Origin of the sequence: Rhizobium sp. GCM10022189, from assembly GCF_042656325.1 — a bacterium.
Taxonomy (GTDB): domain Bacteria; phylum Pseudomonadota; class Alphaproteobacteria; order Rhizobiales; family Rhizobiaceae; genus Rhizobium.
In genome coordinates this window covers 13,893-36,056 of record NZ_JBHSOR010000020.1, presented here as the reverse complement: position 1 = coordinate 36,056, position 22,164 = coordinate 13,893, and the positions used below count along the sequence as shown (strand labels likewise).

At 63.5% G+C, this 22,164-nt stretch carries 24 protein-coding genes and 1 pseudogene; 20 read left to right on the top strand and 5 right to left on the bottom strand.

Annotated elements, in window-relative coordinates:
• The first annotated feature begins 261 nt into the window (after positions 1 to 261).
• From ACFPWW_RS11670 to ACFPWW_RS11630, 9 genes and pseudogenes are all read left to right on the top strand, one after another.
• The gene (locus ACFPWW_RS11670; RefSeq protein WP_112566470.1) at positions 262 to 501 is read left to right on the top strand and encodes a hypothetical protein; all 240 of its coding nucleotides are present in this window, start codon (positions 262 to 264) and stop codon (positions 499 to 501) included.
• An 8-nt stretch (positions 502 to 509) separates the two neighbouring features.
• The gene (locus ACFPWW_RS11665) at positions 510 to 2,195 is read left to right on the top strand and encodes a portal protein (RefSeq protein ID WP_112705205.1); all 1,686 of its coding nucleotides are present in this window, start codon (positions 510 to 512) and stop codon (positions 2,193 to 2,195) included.
• Positions 2,195 to 2,548 (top strand): hypothetical protein, encoded by a 354-nt coding sequence (locus ACFPWW_RS11660; RefSeq protein WP_377311735.1) that lies wholly within the window; start codon positions 2,195 to 2,197, stop codon positions 2,546 to 2,548. The genes ACFPWW_RS11665 and ACFPWW_RS11660 overlap by 1 nt, the downstream gene beginning before the upstream one ends.
• Positions 2,532 to 3,221 carry a hypothetical protein gene (locus ACFPWW_RS11655; RefSeq protein WP_377311734.1) on the top strand — a complete coding sequence of 230 codons (690 nt, stop codon included), beginning with the start codon at positions 2,532 to 2,534 and terminating at the stop codon, positions 3,219 to 3,221. The genes ACFPWW_RS11660 and ACFPWW_RS11655 overlap by 17 nt, the downstream gene beginning before the upstream one ends.
• A gap of 6 nt (positions 3,222 to 3,227) precedes the next feature.
• Positions 3,228 to 4,261, top strand: a pseudogene (locus ACFPWW_RS11650) (major capsid protein).
• 102 nt (positions 4,262 to 4,363) lie between these two features.
• Complete coding sequence (locus tag ACFPWW_RS11645) at positions 4,364 to 4,774, top strand: Bbp16 family capsid cement protein (RefSeq protein WP_112566482.1); 411 nt, start codon at positions 4,364 to 4,366, stop codon at positions 4,772 to 4,774.
• The gene (locus tag ACFPWW_RS11640) at positions 4,767 to 5,078 is read left to right on the top strand and encodes a hypothetical protein (protein WP_377311733.1); all 312 of its coding nucleotides are present in this window, start codon (positions 4,767 to 4,769) and stop codon (positions 5,076 to 5,078) included. Before ACFPWW_RS11645 ends, ACFPWW_RS11640 begins: the two co-directional genes overlap by 8 nt.
• Before the next feature lie 74 nt (positions 5,079 to 5,152).
• Positions 5,153 to 6,970, top strand: a complete 1,818-nt coding sequence (locus ACFPWW_RS11635) for a hypothetical protein (protein WP_377311732.1) — start codon at positions 5,153 to 5,155, stop codon at positions 6,968 to 6,970.
• A gap of 277 nt (positions 6,971 to 7,247) precedes the next feature.
• Positions 7,248 to 8,327 (top strand): acyltransferase family protein, encoded by a 1,080-nt coding sequence (locus tag ACFPWW_RS11630; protein WP_377311731.1) that lies wholly within the window; start codon positions 7,248 to 7,250, stop codon positions 8,325 to 8,327.
• Between the two features lie 324 nt (positions 8,328 to 8,651).
• Here ACFPWW_RS11630 and ACFPWW_RS11625 read toward each other — a convergent pair whose 3' ends face one another.
• Entirely contained in the window at positions 8,652 to 8,915 is a 264-nt protein-coding gene (locus ACFPWW_RS11625; protein ID WP_377311730.1) for a hypothetical protein, read from the bottom strand.
• 202 nt (positions 8,916 to 9,117) lie between these two features.
• Between ACFPWW_RS11625 and ACFPWW_RS11620 the strand changes: the two genes are divergently transcribed.
• Entirely contained in the window at positions 9,118 to 10,152 is a 1,035-nt protein-coding gene (locus tag ACFPWW_RS11620) for an acyltransferase family protein (RefSeq protein ID WP_377311728.1), read from the top strand.
• A gap of 258 nt (positions 10,153 to 10,410) precedes the next feature.
• Positions 10,411 to 10,620, top strand: a complete 210-nt coding sequence (locus ACFPWW_RS11615) for a hypothetical protein (protein WP_377311727.1) — start codon at positions 10,411 to 10,413, stop codon at positions 10,618 to 10,620.
• 27 nt (positions 10,621 to 10,647) lie between these two features.
• On the opposite strand, the gene ACFPWW_RS11610 is transcribed toward ACFPWW_RS11615, so the two are convergent.
• Entirely contained in the window at positions 10,648 to 11,154 is a 507-nt protein-coding gene (locus tag ACFPWW_RS11610) for a hypothetical protein (RefSeq protein ID WP_377311726.1), read from the bottom strand.
• A gap of 61 nt (positions 11,155 to 11,215) precedes the next feature.
• The gene (locus ACFPWW_RS11605) at positions 11,216 to 11,722 is read right to left on the bottom strand and encodes a hypothetical protein (protein WP_377311725.1); all 507 of its coding nucleotides are present in this window, start codon (positions 11,720 to 11,722) and stop codon (positions 11,216 to 11,218) included.
• Between the two features lie 188 nt (positions 11,723 to 11,910).
• Between ACFPWW_RS11605 and ACFPWW_RS11600 the strand changes: the two genes are divergently transcribed.
• A complete protein-coding gene (locus ACFPWW_RS11600) occupies positions 11,911 to 12,213 on the top strand; it encodes a hypothetical protein (protein WP_377311723.1) in 303 nt (100 codons plus the stop codon).
• 111 nt (positions 12,214 to 12,324) lie between these two features.
• Positions 12,325 to 13,896, top strand: a complete 1,572-nt coding sequence (locus tag ACFPWW_RS11595; protein WP_377311722.1) for a hypothetical protein — start codon at positions 12,325 to 12,327, stop codon at positions 13,894 to 13,896.
• A gap of 113 nt (positions 13,897 to 14,009) precedes the next feature.
• Here ACFPWW_RS11595 and ACFPWW_RS11590 read toward each other — a convergent pair whose 3' ends face one another.
• Entirely contained in the window at positions 14,010 to 14,270 is a 261-nt protein-coding gene (locus ACFPWW_RS11590; protein ID WP_377311721.1) for a KTSC domain-containing protein, read from the bottom strand.
• 273 nt (positions 14,271 to 14,543) lie between these two features.
• Here ACFPWW_RS11590 and ACFPWW_RS11585 point away from each other — a divergent pair, with 273 nt between their 5' ends.
• From ACFPWW_RS11585 to ACFPWW_RS11575, 3 genes are all read left to right on the top strand, one after another.
• The gene (locus ACFPWW_RS11585; protein ID WP_377311720.1) at positions 14,544 to 15,677 is read left to right on the top strand and encodes an acyltransferase family protein; all 1,134 of its coding nucleotides are present in this window, start codon (positions 14,544 to 14,546) and stop codon (positions 15,675 to 15,677) included.
• A 109-nt stretch (positions 15,678 to 15,786) separates the two neighbouring features.
• Entirely contained in the window at positions 15,787 to 16,473 is a 687-nt protein-coding gene (locus tag ACFPWW_RS11580) for a GntR family transcriptional regulator (RefSeq protein WP_112566500.1), read from the top strand.
• 16 nt (positions 16,474 to 16,489) lie between these two features.
• Positions 16,490 to 17,182: a GntR family transcriptional regulator gene (locus ACFPWW_RS11575; RefSeq protein WP_112566563.1), complete on the top strand. Its 693-nt coding sequence runs from the start codon at positions 16,490 to 16,492 to the stop codon at positions 17,180 to 17,182.
• A gap of 59 nt (positions 17,183 to 17,241) precedes the next feature.
• Here ACFPWW_RS11575 and ACFPWW_RS11570 read toward each other — a convergent pair whose 3' ends face one another.
• Positions 17,242 to 19,167, bottom strand: coding sequence for a bifunctional sugar phosphate isomerase/epimerase/4-hydroxyphenylpyruvate dioxygenase family protein (locus ACFPWW_RS11570; protein WP_377311719.1), 1,926 nt, complete (start codon positions 19,165 to 19,167; stop codon positions 17,242 to 17,244).
• 243 nt (positions 19,168 to 19,410) lie between these two features.
• Here ACFPWW_RS11570 and ACFPWW_RS11565 point away from each other — a divergent pair, with 243 nt between their 5' ends.
• From ACFPWW_RS11565 to ACFPWW_RS11550, 4 genes are all read left to right on the top strand, one after another.
• Complete coding sequence (locus ACFPWW_RS11565) at positions 19,411 to 20,241, top strand: transporter substrate-binding domain-containing protein (protein ID WP_377311718.1); 831 nt, start codon at positions 19,411 to 19,413, stop codon at positions 20,239 to 20,241.
• Positions 20,242 to 20,323: 82 nt separating this feature from the next.
• A complete protein-coding gene (gene aroQ / locus ACFPWW_RS11560; RefSeq protein ID WP_377311716.1) occupies positions 20,324 to 20,791 on the top strand; it encodes a type II 3-dehydroquinate dehydratase in 468 nt (155 codons plus the stop codon).
• Positions 20,788 to 21,456: an amino acid ABC transporter permease gene (locus ACFPWW_RS11555; RefSeq protein WP_112566512.1), complete on the top strand. Its 669-nt coding sequence runs from the start codon at positions 20,788 to 20,790 to the stop codon at positions 21,454 to 21,456. Before aroQ ends, ACFPWW_RS11555 begins: the two co-directional genes overlap by 4 nt.
• A 7-nt stretch (positions 21,457 to 21,463) precedes the next feature.
• The gene (locus ACFPWW_RS11550; protein WP_112758871.1) at positions 21,464 to 22,108 is read left to right on the top strand and encodes an amino acid ABC transporter permease; all 645 of its coding nucleotides are present in this window, start codon (positions 21,464 to 21,466) and stop codon (positions 22,106 to 22,108) included.
• Positions 22,109 to 22,164 lie beyond the last annotated feature (56 nt).

Sequence of the window (22,164 nt, the reverse complement as noted above, 5' to 3'; positions counted from 1 at the left end):
AGCCAATCTCCCCACCTGTGGGGGGTCCGAAGGACCCGGCAGGACAGAGGGGGGCGCGGCACGCCGCAGCGCGCAACGGTGTCAAACACCACCGAAGCCCACGCCGGACAGAGCCGGGCCACACCCGCCCCCTCAGCGAACTCCCCCCATGTCACCCCCACAACCTTTCCCCCGCAAGCCTGTCTCCCATCGATGCCGAACCGGCCGCGGGCCATCCGCCTGCCGGCCGACGGTCCAACCCTGACGATCGGATGACGCCCCATGTGCATGTTCTCCTCCCCGCCGAAAGCCGAGCCGCCGCAGGCACCGCCCGAATATGCGCAGCAGAAGACGCCCGATTATGCCGCCGCGCAATCGTCGGCCGCGCGCCGCGCTTCCGACCGCATCAAGGGCGCGCCGTCCACCATCCTCACCTCGCCGTCCGGCGCGCCCGTTCTTGCCGATACGCAATCGCCGGCGCTGTCCGGCAATGCGCTCAAGAAGACGCTGCTCGGTCAGTGAGGCGCGCCATGGAAAACCATCGACGCGATAACGAGACGCAGATTGCCTATCACCGCCGCCGGCTTGCCGAACTGAAAGAGGTGCGCCAGCCCTGGGAGGCGGAGTGGCGGGCGCTGGCCGAGCATATCGAGCCGACGCGGCTGAGGCTCCATTCCGGCCGCGAGGGGCCGCGCTCGCGCGACAGGATCATCGACAGCACCGGCACCCATGCCTACGAGACGCTGAAATCGGGCATGCATTCGGGCCTCACCTCGCCGGCCCGCCCGTGGTTTCGCCTCACCACCTTCGATCCCGACCTGAAGAAGCGGGATTCGGTGAAAGTCTATCTCGCCGCCGTGCAGGACAAGATGCGCGAGGTCTTCGCCGCCTCCAATCTCTACCGCGCCTTCCATATCGGCTATGGCGATCTCGGCCAGTTCGGCCAGTCCGTCGCCATCCTCGTGGAAGACGAGGAGACGGTCATCCGCGTGCAGCAGCTGGTGCATGGCCGCTTCTGGATCGCCAGGGACCACAAGGGCAAGGCCACCACGCTCTACCGCACCTTCCGCTGGTCGGTGCAGCGCATCGTCGAGCGCTTCGGCTACGACAACGTGCCGGAGCGCGTCAGAAGCCTCTACGACACGTCGAAATACGGCGAATGTTTCGATGTCTACCACGCCATCGAGCCGCGCCACGACCGCGATCCCGACAGGATCGACAAGCGCAACAAGCCCTTCCTTTCCAACTACTGGATCGACGAGACCGGCTCCGAACTCTTGGAGGAAAGCGGCTTCGATTCCAATCCGATCATCGCGCCGGCCTGGGAGCTTTCCGAGGACGACCACTATGCGCTCTCGCCCGGCCAGAAGGCGCTCGGCGATATCCGCATGCTGCAGCTGGAGCAGATGCGCAAGCTCGAAGGCATCGACAAGAAGGTGCGCCCGCCGATGAACGCGCCGACCTCCATGCAGAACAGCCCGGCCTCGCTGCTGCCGGGCGCGGTGAACTATGTCGACGACCCGACCGGCAAGGGTTTCCGCCCGGCCATGGAGGTGAACCTCAGCCTGATGGAGCTGCGCGAAGACATCCGGGAAGTGCAGAACCGCATCGAAAAGACCTTCTTTGCCGATCTCTTCTTCGCCATCACCAATATGGACGGCGTGCAGCCGCGCAACCAGTTCGAGCTGACGCAGCGCAAGGAAGAGCAGCTTTTGCAGCTAGGCCCGGTTCTGGAAAACGTCTTCGGCGACCAGCTGGGGCCGACCATCGACCGCACCTTCGATATTCTGGCCGCCCGCGACGAGCTGCCCCCGCCCCCGCCGGAACTGCAGGGCACGGAGCTGAAGGTGGAGTATATCTCCACGCTCGCCCAGGCGCAGCAGGCGGTCGCCACCGGCGCCATCGAACGCGGCGTGGCCTTTATGGGCCAGGTCTCGGCGGTCAAGCCCGAAGCGCTCGACAAGCTCGATGTCGACGAGGCGATCGACCTCTATTTCGACGCGATCGGCGCCCCGCCCTCGATGATCCTCGCCGACGACCGGGTGGAGGATATCCGCGCGCAACGGGCGCAGCAGATGCAGGCGGCTGAGACCGCGCAGATGGCGCAGCAGGTGGCGCCCGCGCTGAACCAGGGCGCCAAGGCCGCGCAGGTGCTGGCCGACGCCAACGAGAACCCGAACGGGGCAGCGCTCCTGCGCCAGCTGGGGCTCGCCTGATGGAGCAGTTTAAGGATCAACCATCCATCCCGCACAGCATCGGGCAGGACGAAATCACCGCGGCCTTCCGCGAGGTCTTTTCCACCGCATCCGGCAAGCGCGTGCTCTTCTGGCTGCTGGAACAGTGCGCGATCTACCGGGAAGCCTACGCCGGCGAACTCGTGAACGCCACGCATTACACGCTGGGCAGGCAGGGCGTCGGCCGCCGGCTGATCGCCGAGCTCGACCGCATCGACCCGACGCTCTATCCGCGCCTGCTGCTGGCAATCGCGGATCTCAAGGCAAACGACAGGGCAGCGGCGGCAAGCCGCGCCGCAGACGAGGAAGGCGAGGATTATGACAGCGACGTTTAGGATCGGCAGGCCGCAGATGGCGATGAGCGCCGAGGGCGCCGGCAGCGGCAGCAACAATGGCGAGGATGCGGCCCCCGAGACCGTTCTCTTCCCCGAGGATGCCGCGTCACCGGACGGTGATATTTCCACCGAAGAGCGCGGCGACCCCGCCGATACCGGCGGCGACGAGACTTCCGGCGATATTGCCGACCGCGTGCCGGACGACGGCCGCTACCAGCTGACCATGCCCGAAGGCATCGCGGTGGACCAGGAGCTGGTCGACGCGCTCGGCCCGGAATTCCACGCGCTCGGCCTCACCAACCGGCAGGCGCAGCAGCTGGCCGACCGTTTCATCGAGATCCAGGGCAAGCGCGGCAGAGCGGCTTCCGAAGCCTGGGCCGGCCGCGTGCAGGGCTGGGCCGACGAGGCCCGCCGCGACCGCGAGATCGGCGGCGCCAAATGGGCGGGCACCGTGGGTGCGGCCCAGCGCGCGCTCTCCCGGCTCGGCACGCCGGCGCTGCGCGACTACCTCAATTCCAGCGGCGGCGGCAACCACCCCGAGATGATCAGAATTTTCGCAAAGGTCGGATCGATGATCCAGGAGGACAACCCACCGAACGGCGGCGCGGGCGGAAACGGCAGGAAGGCCGAAACCGCGCACCTGATGTTTCCCAAAGACGCACCGAAGGGCTGATAAGACATGGCCACCATTGGCAGCTACTACCCCAACCTCGTTGACGCATTCAAAGGCTCGGCCGAAGGCGCCGTCATCGAGCTTCTTTCCCAGCAGAACCCGATCCTCGACGACGCGATGGCCGTCGAATGCAACATGGATGCCGTGCACCGCCACATGGTGCGCACCGGCCTGCCCTCCGTTTCCTGGGGCCGGCTCTACCAGGGCATCAAGCAGTCGAAGGCGACGATGCAGCAGGTGGACGACACGACCGGCTTCGTGCATGCCCGCTCCGAAATCGACATGCGCCTGCTCGATCTCGCCCCGGACAAGGCCAAGGCCCGCCTGGTCGACACCATGCCCTTCATCGAGTCGCTCAGCCAGGAAATGGCGTCGGGCCTCTTCTACCACGACACGGCGACGACGCCGGAGAAGTTCAAGGGCCTTTCGGCCCGCTACTCCGCCTATAACCCCAACCTGCCGAACCCGGCCCAGCCGAACATCGCCAACCAGGTGGTCAACGGCGGCGGCACCGGGGCCGACAATACCTCGATCTGTTCGTCACCTGGGGCGACCACGCCACCCACCTTCTCTACCCCAAGGGCACGAAGGCGGGTGTGAAGATCGACGACAAGGGCGAGCAGCGCGTGCTGGATGCCAATGGCGACCCCTACTATGCCAAGGAAACGCTCTATACCTGGCATATCGGGGCTGCCGTGAAGGACTGGCGCTACAATGCCCGCGTCGCCAATATCGACGTGTCCGACATGATGGCCGGCAACGTCGATCTCTGGTCGCTGATGCGCAAGGCCTACTATCGCCTGCAGTCGCGCCGGCTGAACGCCAAGGCCAGCCGCATCGCCATCTACATGAACAAGGATGTGCTGGAAGTGCTCGACGTGCAGTCTTCCGACCGCGCGCTGACATCAGACCGGCAGAACACCGTGCACCTGACCACGCAGTTCGTCGAGGGCCAGGAAGTGAAGTTCTATCGCGGCATCCCGATCCGCGAGACGGACGCCATCCTCAACACCGAAGCCGCCGTTCCGGCGCTCGCCTGACCGGCTCCACCCAGCCCCGCCGCCTCAAGGCGGCGGGCGGCCCTCTTTGAACCAGCCCGCCGTGACGAGCGGCGGGCAGTCCCCCACGGAAAGGTATCCACCATGATTTTCGACCGGCAGACGCTGCTTTCGGACGCCCAGGCGATCACCGCGACCGGCCCCAGCACCAATGTCATCCATCTCGGCCCGGTGAGGGCCGGCATCACCCGCGATATCGGCAAGGGCGAGCCGATCCCCTTCCTCATCCAGGTGGTGGAAGGCTTCAACAACCTCACCTCGCTTGCCGTCACCATCCAGACCGACGACAACGAGGCCTTCGCCTCGCCGAAGGCCGTGCTGACCACCACGCTCGGCCTCGCCGATCTCAAGGCCGGCAGGATCATCCCGCCGAGCCATATTCCGCACGGCACGGACGAGGCCTATCTGCGCCTGCTCTACACCGTGACCGGCACGGCGCCGACGACCGGCAGGATCACCGCCGGCTTCACCGCAGGCGTGCCCTCGCATGGTTGATGTCGTCGCCACCCTATCCGGCTATTACGGCGGCGCCAGGCGCGACCCCGGCGAGCGTTTCACGCTTCCCGACAGCGTCTGGCGCGACGAGAAGCGCCGCCCGAAATGGGTGCGGCTGGCAAAGGCCGGCGAAAAGGGCCTGCCGCAGCCGGCCGAGCGCAAGGCGCCCGCCAGAGCCGCCGAGCCGGGAAGCCCCGCCGAGCCCGCAAAACCCGCCGGCAACGGCGTGCAGGAAGCCCTTGGCGGCCCTGCCCCGGACTGGCTGGCGCCCGACCTTCTGACCTCCTCCCCGCCTGGCGGCTGACCGAGACCGGCCGGCAGGCACTTTCGGGCGGCTTCGGCCGCTCTCTTTTTTCCGTTCCGCGAGGAAGAGCGCCGATGGCGAAACTCTACAACATGCAGCCCGTGCAGGGCGTCGTCATCGTTGCCGACGGCACGCTGATGTTCAACAACCGCCCCGTCATCGGCATCCGGGAGGCGGGCGAGGCCACGCTCTTTGCCGACAACAGGCCCGTGCTCGGCATCGAGATCGTCAGCGATGGCGCCACGATCCACAACGGCCTGCCGGTGCTCGGCGCCGTGCGCATCACCGACGGGCGCAGCCTTTATGCCAATGCGCCCGTCATCCCCGTCAGGAGCGCCGGCGTGCCTGTCGATCCCGACCGCTACATGCTCTTCGCCTCGCGCGGCGGGCGTCTGCCCTCCGGCTATGCGGTCGATACGACCGGCATCGGCCTTACCCATTTCGCAAGCCGGCTCACATTCGGCAACGCGCCCTACAGGACGAGAGCGCCGCGTTTCCACTTTTCCGGCTTTGCGCTGAACGAAGGCTTCGGCCCGCAGGAAACGATCCTGCCCGGCAACGACGTCATGATCGACGGCGTGGAGCTGATCGTGCGCGGCACCGCCTACCCGGCCGATTTTGCCGGCGCGCCCGGCGCAACGATCGCCTCGGGCTCCAGGGGCGTCTATTGCGACTTCCCGGCCTTTGCGGGCGAGATCGGGCCGCTGGAGGATTTCCACGTTGTCACCCGCTGGCACATTGCCGCCGTCGGCCAGAAATTCATCGGCCCCGCCCGCATCCAGAAGCACCGCGGCGAAAAATACTGGGCGGCGGCCGATGCGCCGGCGCTGGCCGCCCTCATCGCCGCCGACGCGCCGACCACGGCCGCCCTCGACGCCTTCTACGCCGTCGCCCCCGGCAACCAGACGAACAGCCAGCTTATCTGCTACGGGCCGGACATCATGCTCGCCAAGGGCGGCTGGGACGGCCGGCCCGTCGTGCTCGGCGTCGGCGACAGCGTCGGCTACGGCCGCCAGGAAGTCTCGGCCTCCGCCGATGCCAGGGGCAATCTCGGCTGGCTCAGCAAATGGCTGGATGCCGAGGGCGGCCCCGGCCGCATCCCGCATCTCTTCATCGGCTGCCCCTCGGCCCAGTCCGCCCGCGAACTGGCCGCAAGCGCGCTGATGCGCTGGGATATCCTCGACGAGATCAGGGATTTCAACGCCGGCCGCTACCCTTTCACCGTCGTCGTCAACCAGATGGGCACCAACGACGCCAACACGACGACCGCCACCTGGAAATTGCGCCTCACCGGCCTGATCGCCCGCATCAAGGCCCGCCTCGGCAGCGACATGAGGGTGATCCAATGCACCGTGCCGCCGCAGAACGGCACCACCGCCGCCTATTCCACCGCCGCCGCCATCACCGTCAGCGCGCCGGTCTGGACGACGGGCCGCGCCAGCATCAACGACGATATCCGCGCCAATGCCGGCTTCGGCCACGACGGCTGCCTCGATGTCGACCGCGCCTGGACCGATTATCCCGACAACCCCGACAAATTCCGCGCCGCCACCGATCTCGGCCAGATCGGCACCCTCCTCTCCGTCACCCCCGGCGACGGCGCCACCACCCACCCGACCGCCACCGCCGACTTCCACCCGAAGGTCGGCGACACGCTTCTCGTCGAATACCAGCCCGGCCTCTACGCCAACCGCGTGGTGATCGACGCCAGCGACAACGGCGACGGCACCTCCTTCATCACCTTCGCCAACACCTACAACACCGCCTTCCAGCCCAACGCCCGCACCTACTGGGCCATCAGCCCCGAAGGCGTCCACCCGCAACCCGGCTACATCGACCACTGGATCGTGCCGCGACTGGCGCAGGCGGATAAGGAGAGGCTGGTGGGGTGATGGGGTGGGGTGCGGGTGCGGGAGGGCGGACTGCCGCGCCTGCGAACCACGCATCATCGCCGGGCTGACACAACAACGCCGCGAGCCTGCGTTAATACGAGGGAGCTTCTTCCTTCCAGTAGTGCAAATCCCATCGCCTTTTCGTCAGGAGTACTGCGGCATCGCAATGGGATGAATTTGCAACCTGATCTGATTTTTTTGCAACCGACGAAGGATTCGTGTTTCAACCGGCTATTCGCCAGTGTAAACACCCCCAGTGAAGGCGAGGGTTCATTTGATGGCAAAAAAAGTAGAAATTCGCGCGCTGACAGGTTTTCGTGGTGTCGCCGCATTAATCGTAGCCTTATATCATTTTTCTCGAGCGTTAGGGAGCGACCGGATATTCTCGGTAGGGCCAGGCTACATCGCAGTTGATGCTTTCTTTGTGCTTAGTGGATATGTGCTCGCCTATAATTATGCCTCGATTTTTTCCGCCAGATTTAGCTCGTCCGATTATCGGGAATTTCTAATAAAACGCGTATGCCGAATATATCCCGCCTACCTCGCGATACTCTTGATAGCCGCGGTGAAACTGCATCTGAATATGGGCGGGGGCGAACAGGTCGCTCTTCAAGCGTGGGATGCGTTCTGCAATATCTTCATGCTGACAGGATGGGGGCTCCATGCGACGCCGATCATCGGGGTCTCGTGGTCGGTGAGCGCGGAGTTGTTTTGTTACATTTTGTTCCCGCTCATCGCGCTGATAGCGGCCCAAGGTACGGCGATCCTGGCCGTCATCGCCGTTGGCGCACTGGCCGTTGTCGGTTGGCTCTCTCACATGGGCCTCGGCGTGCAGGGACCGATGGACATCGTATCACCTGATCACTCCTTCTCGCTGATCAGGGCGCTTTGCGGCTTCATTCTCGGCGTCATCGGCTACTCGCTCTCCGAGCGGGCAGGCTCTGGGCGGCTGCGGATGGCAGACTATCTTCTCCCGGTTTCCGTTGTGGCACTGGCCCTGAGCTGGTTGTGGGATGCCACTGATCTCCTGAGTTACCTGATCATCGTACTGATCGTCTGGCTGATTGCCCAAGGGTCAAGGGTTGGAGAAGGGCTGTTTGGCAACAAGCCTGTCTATTACTTGGGCCAAATTTCCTATTCGCTTTACCTGATCCACCCGCTGCTGGTTTCCGGCTTCACCAAGATCGCCAAGCGACTGTCACCGTCGATCGGGTTGGAGCTAAGTGTCGCTCTGGCTTTGTGTGCCTATCTCGCCGTTGCGATTGCGCTGGCTCACCTATCCTGGTTCGTTTTCGAGAAGCACGGACAGCGTGTGATGCTTCGCATCCTGATGCCGGGCCGACGCGCTGCCGCCTAGATCTGCCCGATCCCCGTCATCTGTGAGCGGGCGCCTATGCCTCCGACTGAGGATTAGACCGTCGCACACAAGCCGAGTGCCCTCAAGCGTCAATCCGATGCGGCCCAAATGCACGAACCGAGAGCCGCCAGAGCGAACTCAAAACCGCGCAGCACTTGGGGCAAGATCAAAATTGAAACGAAAAAAGGCCTCGCAGATCGCGAGGCCCCCAATTCGGGCAAAACACTCATAGGCACCGCAACTATCCTTTAGGTTGGTTGTGCCCGCAATCCGCGAATTTTTACGTGTGTAAAATGAGGTTGCAGGCCGCGCCCGAGTGCGCGACTACCAACGGCGGCTGGCGTCAAAGTCTTCGCGTTCCTCGTCTGTCATCTGCCGGTAGACCCAGCGACCGTCGACAACCTTTCGCATCACGTTGCCCGAAATCGGCATCTTCGTGTTGATGTCGATCACCTCTTCGCTGACGACGGCGAAGCCCCAATCATCTTCAAAACCCCCGTTCTGGTAAGACTTCCAGAACCGTTTGAGCATATTGATAGCATTGGCAAGCAGATCTCGCGTAGAGCTGCCGATAGTCCCCGAGCGCATGTAGGTCCCCCGACCGAATGCAAAGAGGATACACCTCATGCGCGAAAAGTGCGCAAGACCCTTTTTTTGAATTTTGTAACTTTGTGCATTCCTATTGCATTGCCGTACCCACCAACCCGCTCTATTGCAATGCAGCAAAATCGGCTTGTAAATTTCCAAGCGAGCGTTTACGCTCACGCAATTAGAGCGTGCGGGATAATTTATGAAGCAGAATATTGAAGCGATTGATATTGCTCGAGGTGCATCGATTCTTCTGGTCGTTCTGCATCATACGATCTTGTATCTCACGGCAAATAACGAGGTTCTTTGGTTCATCCCGAAGATGAACGAAATATTGGCCTATGTGCGTATGCCGACATTCTTCCTGATATCCGGCGTTCTGGCCGGATCTGCGACAAGGAAACCCTGGCGGGAATTTCTGAGCAGCAAGATCGTTGTATTGCTCTGGCTGTTCGTTGTCTGGTCAGTTGTCCGGTTTGCTTATTTTGGAGCAATTTACCCAAATATACGCGACCTCAAGGAAGGCAGCGACTTCATATATCTCTTCAGCATGATTTTCGATCCGCGCACGGGCATATGGTTTCTGTGGGCATTGATGATTTTCTTCGTGCTGGCGAAGGCGCTATCTTCAGCAAACAGGGCATTCGTCATTGGGCTGGCCGCCGTCGCTTCGTTGCTTGCGTTCGGCAACGCCATTCCGGGTCTGAGTTGGCCGCAGATGAATGCGCCGAAATACGCAGTGTTTTTCCTGTTCGGCTCTTTCTATGCCAGCGATATAAAGTCGTTCATCCAGCACGGAGGCACCAAGCTTTTCTGGCGCGGCCTTATTGTATTTGTTTTGGCAATCGCAGCTATCGAAATCATAGACGGACCCGTTCAATGGCCGATAGAGGTTCTCGCGGGAGCAGCGGGGGTTGGTGCCGGATTGGGCGGGGCCTGCTTGCTGGCGGGCACAGCGGCTGCGGGTGTTTTGACCTTTTTCGGTCGCCGTACCCTGCCTATTTATGTTGCCCACGTCCCCATTGTCGCGACAGTGGCGGATCTGATGGCGGACGCCTTTCCTCAGCACTTCGGTATCTCGCTCGGTTTGATTGCAACCGTTATTCTGATCGCAGTCGGGAGCAGTCTTGCCCTGGAAGCACTTCTGCTTCGGTTAGGCGCGAAGTGGTTTTATTCGCCTCCGAAATTTATCTCGAATGCGATGCTGAAAACGACCGTCGCACCTGCGGCAGAGTGATCTATACACCATCCTACAGGTGTGAACACCGCGCCGGGTTTCACCGCCTCGCAACCGCGATGTGACGTTTGTTATATCTTTTGCCGGCGATCCCGATTACCAAGGCCGGAAAGCACCAAGCCTTGCCTCCCGCCGAATTTGCAGCACCGGCAGCGGCAAGGAAGAGTGGACAGCGGGAAAGCCCGCTCGAATCCGCGCACTGAAACCGATTGAAGAAAGCGCTGCCCAGGTGAGAAGCTCACCTGTCTACGGCATTATATGAAACCACTGCATTACCTCCTGATCATCTTCGCCGGGCCGCCATTCCTTGCCATCGCGCTCGGGCTTGTTTTCCTCGTCGTGGCCTCGCTGCACGAGGAACGGGCCGACCCGCGTCCGACGGGAACGATCGGCGTCAGGAAGGGCGGCAGGCTCGGCACGTCGGGCGATATGGTGGTACCCGCCCCACCCGGCAGCGGCATCCGATAGGCTGTTAAAGGCGCGAACGTCCTGCGGTCAGTGCTGGTTCAGCGCCAGCCTGATCCGGTAGAAATTCTCCGCGTCCGGTTTGGCCTTCACGTCGCATTGTTTGGTGCCGATCGCCACGGTTTCGATCTCGCGCACGTCCGTGCTCAGCCAGATCGGCGCCTCGCGCGTATAGGAGCGGCCGGGCAGCGCGCGCCAGTTGGCGTAGAAAATGCCCACCTCCTGCCCCGCCGCGTTAAGATAGCTTGCGACGACGCAGACCTGGTCGTCGTCTTCGGGGTCCTCGTTCTTGAGCGTGATGCGCGAGGTGACGGAGTTTCTGGCCGGGTCCGCGCGGAAGGAGAAACTGTAATATTGCGGCCGCTTCCAGTCCCACTTGTCCTCGACCAGCTCGCAATATCCGTCCTTGACGGCAAGGCACTGCCGGGCCGCCTGCACGCGCCAGACATAGTTCACCCAGCCGTCCTGATCGGGCACGGGAGCGTGGTCGCTGGTCAGAAGACCGAGGGCTATGGAAAGCTGCTTGAGAGTCGGCATGGCCGGATGCTGACGAAATTTGCTGCGGCGCGCAAGGGATCGATCCGCGCCGCCGCTGCGCTCAGGATTTGCGCGCCAGCGGCGGCAGCGGGACGAGCGGATTGTCCGGATCGTAGCTCGCCGTCGGCCGGCCCTTGCCGGGCTTGAGCACGCCCGGCGCAAGCCGGCCCTGCGGCCCGAACAGCGTGGCGCTGCCGGCGCACAGATGCGCGAGCGCCCGGTAGTCGAAATAGCGGAAGCTGCTGTCGGCAAGGAAGGCGGCCTCGTTATAGGCCTTGCCCTTGATCTCGGCAAAACGCGCCTCGGTCATGAAGGCGTAGAGCGCCTTCTTGTCGAGCGCCGCCCCGCTGCAGAGCCTGGCGAGCGTATCGGCAAGCTTCACCACCCGCAATGTCTGGGCATCCGGGTTTGCAAGCGGCTTCAGGGCCTCGGCGACATAATGGTTCTTCGCCGGATCGCCGGTCATGGATTTCTTCCACGACGCCGGCATCTCGGCCGCCGCGGCAAGGCCCGCGCAGGCAATCATGAGGCTTGCGGCCAGCAGGCCGGATCTGAAACTATGGGCCAAGACATCCCCCATCCGAGCAATCCAGATTGGCTTGAATCCGCAATGCAACGCAAGGTCAAAACTTTTGGACGGCCGATTTCGAAATATTCCCGTCGGGCCATGCGAAGGCCCGGTTTAGCTTTCAACCTTTCGGGCTCCAACTTCGCGACATGCACCGGTCGTGGTGCAAACTCGAAGGGAAAAAATCCATGAGCAAGTTTGACATCTATCTGAGCCGCAGCGGCACGAACGCAATCTCGGGCGCAAGCCTGCCGATTTCGCTGGCCGACATCGAGGGCCACCACAATGCGGATGCGACCGCAACCGCCCTTGCCGTGCCGGTCGAAGCCGTCAGCGACGAGCAGTTCTGGACCGTGACCGCCACGGATGCGGCAATCCGCGTCGATTTCCGCACGCCCGTGACCGCCACCACCGGCTGGCTGGTTCATGCCGGCGAAACGCGCTATTTCGGCGCCCGGATCGGCCAGTCGCCGTCCGTCATCCTCGCCTGATCCCCGCGGATCGTGGGCAGTTCGCCGTCCCTTTCACTACAGCGTCTAACAAGGAGAGCATTCACCATGCTTGGCCTTTCTCTCGGCTTGTCCCTCGGGACATCCACAAACATGCCGAACAGTGGCGGGGGCGGCGTCGAGCCCAACCGCTACATGTTCTTCGCCTCCCGCACCCGCATGCCCTCGGGCTTTCTCATGCCCGCCGCAAGCGGCCTCAACTATTTCGCAAGCAAGCTGAAATTCGGAAACGCCTCCTATGTGACGCGCGGCTTCCGCTTTCACTTCTCCGGCTTTGCGCTCAACGAGGGCTTCGGCCCGCAGGAAACGATCCTGCCCGGAAACGACGTGGTGATCGACGCCGTCGATCTCGTCATCGGCGGCGTGGCCTATCCCGGCACCTTCGCCGGCAGCCCCGGCGTGACGATCGCGTCGGGCGCAAAGGGCGCATGGTGCGATTTCCCGACCGCGCCCGATCTCGACGCCGAAGCGGATTTCGTCGTCGTCACCCGCTGGCACGTCAATGCCGGCCAGAACTTCGTCGGCCCTTACCGCATCCAGAAACATCGCGGCGAGAAATTCTGGGCCGCCGCCGACCCGACGGCACTGGAAGCCCTGATCGCAGCCGACGCGCCCGTCACGCCCTCGCTCGACGTGTTCTACACCGTCGCGCCGGGCAACCAGACGAATTCGCAGCAGATCTGCTACGGGCCGGACATGATGCTCGCCAAGGGCGAATGGGACGGCCGGCCCGTGGTCCTCGGCACCGCCGACAGTATCGGCTACGGACGCCAGGAAGTCTCCGCCTCTGCCGATGCCAGGGGCAATCTCGGCTGGGAAAGCAAATGGCTCGATGCCGATGGCGATCTCGGCCGCATTCCCCATATGATCATCGGTTGCCCCTCGGCCCAGTCGGCGCGGGAACTGACGACCAGCGCCTTCCTGCGCTGGGACATCCTCGACGACATCAAGGCCTTCAACGGCGGCAAATACCCGTTCACGGTCGTGCTCAACCAGATGGGCACGAACGACGCCAACACGACGACCGCAACCTGGAAATCCCGCATGACGGGCCTGATCTCGCGCATCAAGGCGCGGCTCGGAAGCGACATGCGCGTGATCCAGTGCACCGTGCCGCCGCAGAACAGCTCTACGACGGCCTTTGCGACCGCGGCAGGCATCTCCGTCAGCACCGCCGTATGGGTCACCGGCCGCAACAGCATCAACGGCGACATCCGCAGCAATACCGGCTTCGGCCATGACGGCTATATCGATGTCGACCGCGCCTGGACCGACTATCCCGCCAACCCGGACAAGTTCCGCGCCGCGGCGGATATCGGCCAGATCGGCACGCTTCTGTCCTATACGCCGGGCGACGGCGCAAGCGTCCTGAGTTCTGGCGTGCTCAGCGGCTTCGTTCCCAAGGCGGGCAATGTCATCGTGGTGGAATATCAGCCGGCGACCTACGGTTCGCGCACCATCAATGCTGTCACCGACAATGGCGACGGCACCTACAATGTCGGCTTCACCTCGAACTCGGCGACCGTCTTCCAGTCCAATGCGGCGACCTATTGGGCCATCAGCTCCGAAGGCGTCCATCCGCAGCCGGGCTATATCGACCAGTGGATCGTTCCGCGCCTGCCGCAGTCCGAGAAGGCGACGCTCGCCGCCCCCGCCCTCGGCTGATACCGGCCTCGCCCGATCGACTCAGACCAGGAATTTCACGCTGCCGGGCCACCGGCAGCGTGAAATTGCGTATTTGCCCATTGCCGCCGCCTGCCCCGGCCATCTTCACCCAATCAGGAAAACTGGCCGCGCCGGCCGAGAATCGATTTGAGCGGGCCGAGGCGGCCTTCGGCGCCCTCGGCCGAGCGGGGGAAGGCGTCGCGGATATGGCGGGTATAGTACCAGCCGGGCGACGTGGCGGTGATCAGGTTTTCATAGACGACCGGCGGCACGTTGTAATAGCGGCGGTGGCCCTTCAGGCGAATCTCGATGTCGAGGACCCCTGTCGACGGGTCGTAGGCAACGGATTTCACGAGTTTTGACGAGAGTTCCATCGTTGCTCCTATGATGCGTCGCACAATGGAAAGCCGCATGGGCCGAAGAGTCAAGCGCTTGTGCGCTTTCGGGACACTATGGCCCACCCGCAAGCCGGCGAACGAGTTCAAATACTTACGCAGGTTGAAAGGTCCATCCCGGCGGTTGCAATCGGCCCCCGCCTTGCTGCGACGCAATAAAAGACTTGTGCCACCGTCCAAAAAATGGTCAAATCCGCCTACCTTGACAGGAAAACGGTGAAACTCCCCAATCGAAAGTAGAGGAATTCGCACGTGACGAGTGCAAGCACTGGCGGTCGGGTCGATTGCCTCGACGGCCTGCGCGGACTGGCCGCCCTGTGGGTCCTGATCGGCCACGCCCACCTGCTGACCGGTTTTGCGGTGCCCATCATCGGCGATCCCGATCTCGGCGTCGATCTCTTCATCATGCTCTCCGGCTTCCTGATGGTCTTCCACTATCAGCGCCGGCGCGACCGGGAGCCGTGGGAGGCGTCGGGCACGTGGATCACCTTCTGGGTGCGGCGCTATTTCCGCATCGCGCCGCTCTATTACGTGATGCTTGTGGCCGCCCTGACGCTCGGCCCCCTCGTCTACGATGCCCGCATGGCGATCGACGCTTTCAACGGCGTGCGCCCGCAGCTTGCCGAGCGCTATCTCGACGGCAGCCTCGCCAACTATCTCGCGCACCTGACCTTCCTCTTCGGCCTCAGCCCGCATTTCGCCTACCGGACGGCGCTGCCGGACTGGAGCATCGGCCTGGAAATGCAGTTCTACGCCGCCCTGCCCTTCGTCATGATCGTCATCGGCCGCATCGGCTGGATCAAGGGCGTGGTCGCCGCTGCCGTTTGCGGGCTGGCGATCGCCTATATTCTCAACCGGCTGAGCATCCGTTTTCCGATGCCGACCTTCCTGCCGCTCAAGATGCACGTCTTTGCCGCCGGCATGCTGCTGGCCGGCGCCTTGCGGACGGACAGGGCGCGCGCCTTCCAGTTCGCGGCGGTCGCGATCGTGCTCGTGCTTGCCCCTGTCGGCGGCCTGCACGACCTGATGCACGAGACGGTGCGGGTCGCCCTCGTCCTGATCTTCTTCGCCTTCATCCATACGCACCGCCTGCCGGAATTTGCGGCAAAACGGCTGCGCCCGGTCGGCGCCTGGCTGGGCAACGGCTTCTTCCACACGCTCGGCGAACTTTCCTTCGGCGCCTATCTCATCCACCTCATGGTCATGCAGCCGGTCATCGCCTGTCTCATCCGCACGGCCGACGTTTCCGATCCCGTGCGCTGGGCCCTGACGCTGGCGATCACCGTGCCGATCGTCTATGGGCTCGCCTGGCTCGGCTACACGCTCATCGAAATGCCGGGGCAGAATGTCGGCAAGGGCCTGACCAAGCCCCGCGCCTCGGCCTGACGGCGCGCAAGCCCGCCCCCGCCGCCCCTGACCGCAATTTCCGTTTTCCGTTGAACCTGCCCGAGTTCTCCCGCTATATAGGAGAAAACGGAAAATCTCGGAGACAAGCATGCGGCAGGAAGATATCGAGGAGACCGTCGCCGAGAGCGGCTACCGGCAGATCCGGGCGGATATCCTCTTCGGGCGGCTTGCGCCCGGGCAGAAGCTGAAGCTGGAAAATCTGAAAGGGGCCTATGGCACCAGCGTCAGCACGCTGCGCGAGATCCTCAACCGGCTGACTTCGGAAGGGCTTGTCGTGGCCGAGGGCCAGCGCGGTTTCGAGGTGGCGCCGGTTTCGGTGGCCGACCTGCGCGAGATTGCCGGCCTGCGGCTGCTCCTGGAGGAACATGCGCTGGAACAATCCTTCGAACAGGGGGATGTGGAATGGGAGGCGCAGCTCGTTTCGGCCCATTACAAGCTGGCGCGCATGGAAAAGGTGATGGCATCAGGCGATACCAGCCAGGCCGAGGACTGGAAGCGTTACGACTGGGAATTCCATCAGGCGCTGATTGCCGCCTGCGGCTCGCGGCTTCTGATGGAAACGCATTCTTCCGTCTTCGACAAATACCTGCGCTATCAGATGGTGGCGCTTTCCTATCGCGGCAGCGTGGCCGAAGAGGAGCACCGGCAGCTTTTGGAGGCGGCGCTGCGGCGCGACAGCGCGACCGCCAAGCAAATCCTGCAGCGCCATATCCAGGCCGGTGTCGAACATGCGCTCGGCCGCGGGCTGCTCGCCGCCCTGCCCGCCCAGAAATGAAGCGGGACGCAACCTGATGCCGAGCGAAAAACAGATGCCGAAGACGGCCGGCGAAGCCTCCGAAACGATCAGCGACGTCGTCTTCCGGCGCGTCCGGCAGGACATCATTTCCGGCGCGCTGGCGCCGGGCGCCCGCATCAAGCTCGAGCAGGCGCGCGAACATTATTCCATCAGCGTCTCCTCGCTGCGCGAGATCCTGAGCCGCCTTGCCATGGAAAACCTCGTGCTTGCCGAGGGCCAGCGCGGCTTCGAGGTGAGCCCGGCCTCGGTGAAGGAGCTGGAAGAGCTTGCCGACCTGCGCACCGTGCTCGAAACCCACGCGATCGGGCTTTCCTTTGCCGCCGGCAACCTGGAATGGGAAGGCCGCATCGTCGCCGCCCACCACAAGCTGGCCGCCGCCGAGCGCAAGCTGCTCTCCGGCGATGCGTCAAGGACGGTCGACTGGGTGCGCTACGACTGGGAATTTCATCAGGCGATCGTCTCGGCCTGCAATTCGGCGACGCTGATGGCGACGCTGTCCTCGGTCTTCGACCGGTTTCTGAGGTACCACATGCTGGCGCGGAGTTTTCGCGGGCAGGCCGTGGTGGACGACCACAAGCTGCTCTTCGAGCTGGCGCTGAAACGCGATGTCGAGGGCGCGCGCGCGGTGATCGTGCGGCATGTGCAGAGCGGGGTGGCGCATGTGCTGAAGAGCGGGCGGATCGGGTGAACGGCCCGCGGTTTCGGGATTGTCGGTGCTGATGGCGGCCAGCGCAGCCACCCTCGCCCTCACCCCGCATCCCGCGGCATCCCCTCCGGCCGCATCTGCTTCTTCAGCGCCGCAATCCGGAAGATCGCGTTCGCCGCCCCGTAGCCGCGATAGCTGCGCCGCTCCACCACCTCGAAGAAGAAACCCTCTCCATAGGTGCCGCTGTAGAGCTGGAAATATTCCCCCTCGCCATCCCGGTCGTAGAGGATGTTTTCCGCCTTCAGCCGCTCCGTCAGCGCCGGCTCCAGCCCGAAGCGGGCCTCCACGTCGTCGTAATAGTTCGGCGAGATCGGCAGGGCCTTGAAGCCCCTGGCGCGCAAGGCTTCGGCGGTGGCAAAGATATCCTTGGTCGAGAATGCCAGGTGCTGGATGCCGGAGCCGAATTTTTCGGCGATGAAATGGCCGGCGAGCGTGCGGCGGTTTTCGGCGCCGTTCATGGTGATGCGCAGCGTGCCCGCCTCGTTTTCGATCACCTGGCTGCGCACCACGCCCGCCGGGTCGATGATGTCGACCATCGGGGTTTTGCGGGTGTCGAAGATCGAGGTGTAGAAAAGCAGCCAGGTCAGCATTTCGTCATAGGCGACCGTCTGGGCGATATGATCGACCTGCAGGAGGCCGGCATCGCCAGCGTGCCTTGCATCGCCGGCGTGCCCTGCATCGCCAGCCTTGCCCTCCTCCGCGACCGGCTCGAAATCGATCTCCGAGAAACGGCCGAGCGGGCTCTTTTCGTCGATGAGGTAGATCAGCCCGCCGCCCACGCCCCGGATCGCCGGCAGCTGCAGCTCGCCCGCCGCCACCGGCTGGGCGAAGGCTTCGGCATCGAGCGCCAGCGCCCGCGCATAGGCCTCCGCCGCATCGTCGACCACGAGCGCCATCGCATAGGCGAACGTGCCGTGCACGGCATAGGCGGCATTGGCAAAACCTGCCGGATCGACATTGACGAGGATGCGGATCGCGCCCTGCTGGAACAGCGTCACCTTCTTGGAGCGGTGCACCGCCGCCTTGCGGAAGCCCAGCGCTTCCAGAAGGGCGACAAGCTCCACCGCCTCCTCCGCGTCGGTTGCGAATTCGACGAAGCCGACGCCCCTGACGGCGGCTCGGTCCGGCATGTCGATGCCGACAGGCGTGTCCACCTTGCGGCGGATCTGGTCTGCCAGATAGATCAGCGAGCGGTGGCCGTCGGCGGCGATTTCGCGTGTCGAGCCGCCGCGGAACTGGTCGTTGAAGATTTCCAGCGAGAAGAAACCGTCATAGCCGGTGGAGGCCACCGCCTCGGTAAATGCGGTGACCGGCAGGTCGCCCTCGCCCGGCATGTTGCGGAAGTGCCTCGACCAGTAGAGCAGGTCCATGTCGATCAGCGGCGCATCGGCCAGCTGCACGATGAAGATCTTCTCCTTCGGGATCGAGCGGATGGAATTGATGTCGATCTTGCGCGACAGCGAATGGAAACTGTCGAGGATCAGCCCGACATTCTCGTGGTCGGCGCGGCGCACGATCTCCCAGGCATCGCGGTGGTCGTTGACGAAGCGGCCCCAGGCAAGCGCCTCGTAGCCCACCTTCAGCCCGCGTCTGGCCGCCCGCTCGCCAAGCTCGCGGAAATCGGCCGCCGCCCGGTCGATGCCGCCAAGGGCTGCCTGCGAAACGTTGGAGCAGACGAGCACCATGTCGGTGCCGAGTTCCTGCATGATGTCGAACTTGCGCTCGGCCCGGTCGAAGGTGCGCCCGCGCAAGGCATCCGGCATGCCCTCAAAATCGCGGAAGGGCTGGAACAGCGTGATCGTCAGGCCGAGATCGCGCGCCATGCGGCCGACATCGGCGGGGCTGCCGTCGAAGGCCAGGAAATCGTTTTCGAAAATCTCCACGCCGTCGAAGCCGGCGCGCGCGATCGCTTCGAGTTTTTCCGGCAATTCGCCTGAAAGCGTCACTGTCGCAATCGAGGTCTTCATGTCAGCAATCCTCCTCCTTCGGGCCGCGCTGGCCGCGGCGCGCCAATCTCCTGATGGCATTATGGTGAATGTCGTGAGGATTTCAATTCAATTGATCAAATCAAAAGTCTCATATGATTTTCAAAAACTATGTTGATTTATGAGCGCCCCTCTGGCAAACATGGTTGCGAACAGTCGGGAGAGGATGACTGTCGGGCCGCCCGTGCCCTTGCCTGGCGGCCGTGCAAAAGGAGGAGAATTGCAATGCTGAAGTCTGTGCTGACGCGGCGTGGCGCCCTGCTGGGTGCCGCCGCTCTCGTGGCTGCCGTCGGTCTCGCAAACCCGGCCGCCGCCGTCACCCCGGAAGAAATCAAGGCCCGCGGCAAGCTGATCGTCGGCATCCAGGGCGACAACCCGCCGTGGGGCTTCGTCACCAGCGCCGGCAAGCAGGACGGTTTCGATGCCGATATGGGCGCGGCCTATGCCAAGGAACTCGGCGTCGAGGTGGAATTCGTGCCGCTCGAAGTCAACAACCGCATCCCGGCGCTGACGTCCGGCCGCGTCGACGTGCTCTTTGCCACCATGGCCATGCTGCCCGACCGCGCCAAGGCGGTGCAGTTCAGCCAGCCCTATAATGCCAATGCCATCGTGCTGATCGGCCCCAAGAACAAGTCGATCAAGACCAACGAGGACATGGCGAACCTGACCATCTCCGTCGCCAAGGGTGCCGCGCAGGATACGCAGGTGACGAAAAACGCCCCGCCGACCGCCACCATCCGCCGCTTCGACGGCGATGCGGCAAGCGTGCAGGCGCTGGTTTCCGGCCAGGTCGATGCGCTCGGCGGCAACATTTTCTACATGGACCGCGTCGAAAAGGCCCGCCCCGGCGAATTCGAAAACAAGCTGGAATTCCAGAAGCTCTATAACGGCGCCTGCACCCGCCTCGGCGAAAAGGAGCTCAACGCCTCGATCAACGCCTTCATCGACAAGATCAAGGCCAATGGCGAACTGAAGAAGATCTACGACAAGTGGATGAAGGTGCCGGTTCCGGAATTCCCCAAGAGCCTCGACGGCATTCCGTTCACCGCCGGCTGACGCCGTCTCTGCCGTCATCCTCGGGCCTGCCCCGAGGATGGCGACCGGAGCCAGAGACCCAGCCCCGTTCGAGGTGCGCGACATGACCAGAACCATCTTCGTCCTCAACGGACCGAACCTCAACCTGCTCGGCGAGCGCGAGCCGCATATTTACGGCGCCACCACGCTTGCCGATATCCGGCAAAAATGTGCGGCAAAGGCGGAAAGCCTCGGCTTTGCGATCGATTTCCGCCAGACGAATTTCGAGGGCGAGCTGGTGGAGAGCGTCCATCAGGCCCGCGGGCAAGCCTGCGGCATCATCATCAATCCCGCCGGCTACACCTTCACCTCGATTGCCCTTCTCGATGCGCTGAAGACCTTCGATGCGCCGAAGATCGAGCTGCATATTTCCAACGTCCATGCCCGCGAGGAAATCTATCACAAATCGCTCGTCTCGCGCGTTGCCACCGCCATCCTGATCGGCTTCGGCGCCCGCGGCTACGAGCTGGCGATAGAGGCAATGTCGGGAATGGTGGACGCGGATATGGCGAAAGCGGCAAGGACAGCATGAACTACCAACTGGATTTCACCCCCGTCATCGACGGCATGCCGAGCCTGCTGCTCGGCTGTCTCGGCACCTTCCTGCTGGCCATCTGCGGCATGGCGCTTGCCGTCGTCATCGGCATCGGCGGCGTGGCGCTGAGGGATTCGCATGTCAAGGCGCTGCGCTGGCTGGTGATCGGCTTTGTCGAGCTCATCCGCAACACGCCCTTCCTGGTGCAGATCTTCTTCCTCTTCTTCGCCTTGCCGCTGATCGGCATCCGGCTCGCCCCGACGCCGACGGCAATCATCGCGCTCGGCATCAATGGCGGCGCCTATGCGATCGAGATCATCCGCGGCGGCGTGCAATCCATCCCGCGCGGCCAGATGGAAGCCGGCCTCGCGCTCGGCCTGCACAAGGTGCAGGTCTTCCGCCTCATCATCCTGAAACCGGCGCTGCGGGCGATCTACCCCTCGCTCACCAGCCAGTTCGTGCTGCTGACGCTCTCCACCAGCATCTGCTCGGCCATCTCGGCCTATGAGCTGACCTCGGTGGCGCAGCGCATCGAATCCGACAGTTTCCGCAGCTTCGAGGTCTATTTCACCATCACCGTCTTCTACCTCGTCATTTCCTGGCTGATGATGCGCCTCTTCGCGTTCTTCTCGGCCCGCTATTTCACCTATCCGGTCAAGTGAGGGCGCCATGGGCAGCGAAGAATTCACCTTCCTTCTGATCGGCCTGAAATGGACCGTGCTTCTGTCGGCCGTCGGCTTCGTCTGCGGCTGCGTTGCCGGCCTTGCCGTGGCGCTGGCGCGCACCTGCGGCAACCCGCTCATGGAGCGGGTCATGGCCGCCTATATCGCCGTCTTCCAGGGCACGCCGCTTCTGATGCAGCTCTTCGTCACCTATTACGGGCTGGCGCTGATCGGCTTCAAGCTCGATGCCTGGGAGGCGGTGGCGATCGGCCTGACGCTGCATGCCAGCGCCTATCTCGGCGAAATCTGGCGCGGCGCGATCGAGGCCGTGCCGCGCGGCCAGACGGAGGCGGCCAGGGCGCTCAGCCTCAAATATGTCTCGCGCATGAAGGACGTGATCCTGCCGCAGGCGATCCGCATTTCGCTGCCGGCCACGATCGGCTTCCTCGTGCAGCTCATCAAGGGCACGTCGCTCGCCTCCATCGTCGGCTTCACGGAGCTGACGCGGGCCGGCAACATCATCTCCAACCAGATCTTCCAGCCGCTCACCGTCTTCGGCATCGTCGGCATCCTCTATTTCCTGATGTGCTGCCCGCTGACCATTCTCGGCGCCCGCCTGGAGCGCCGCTTCAACGCGGCCCACGCGCGCTGACGCCGCGCCCCCACGAATTGGACCAGACACCATGAACCCAGACACCATGAGCAACG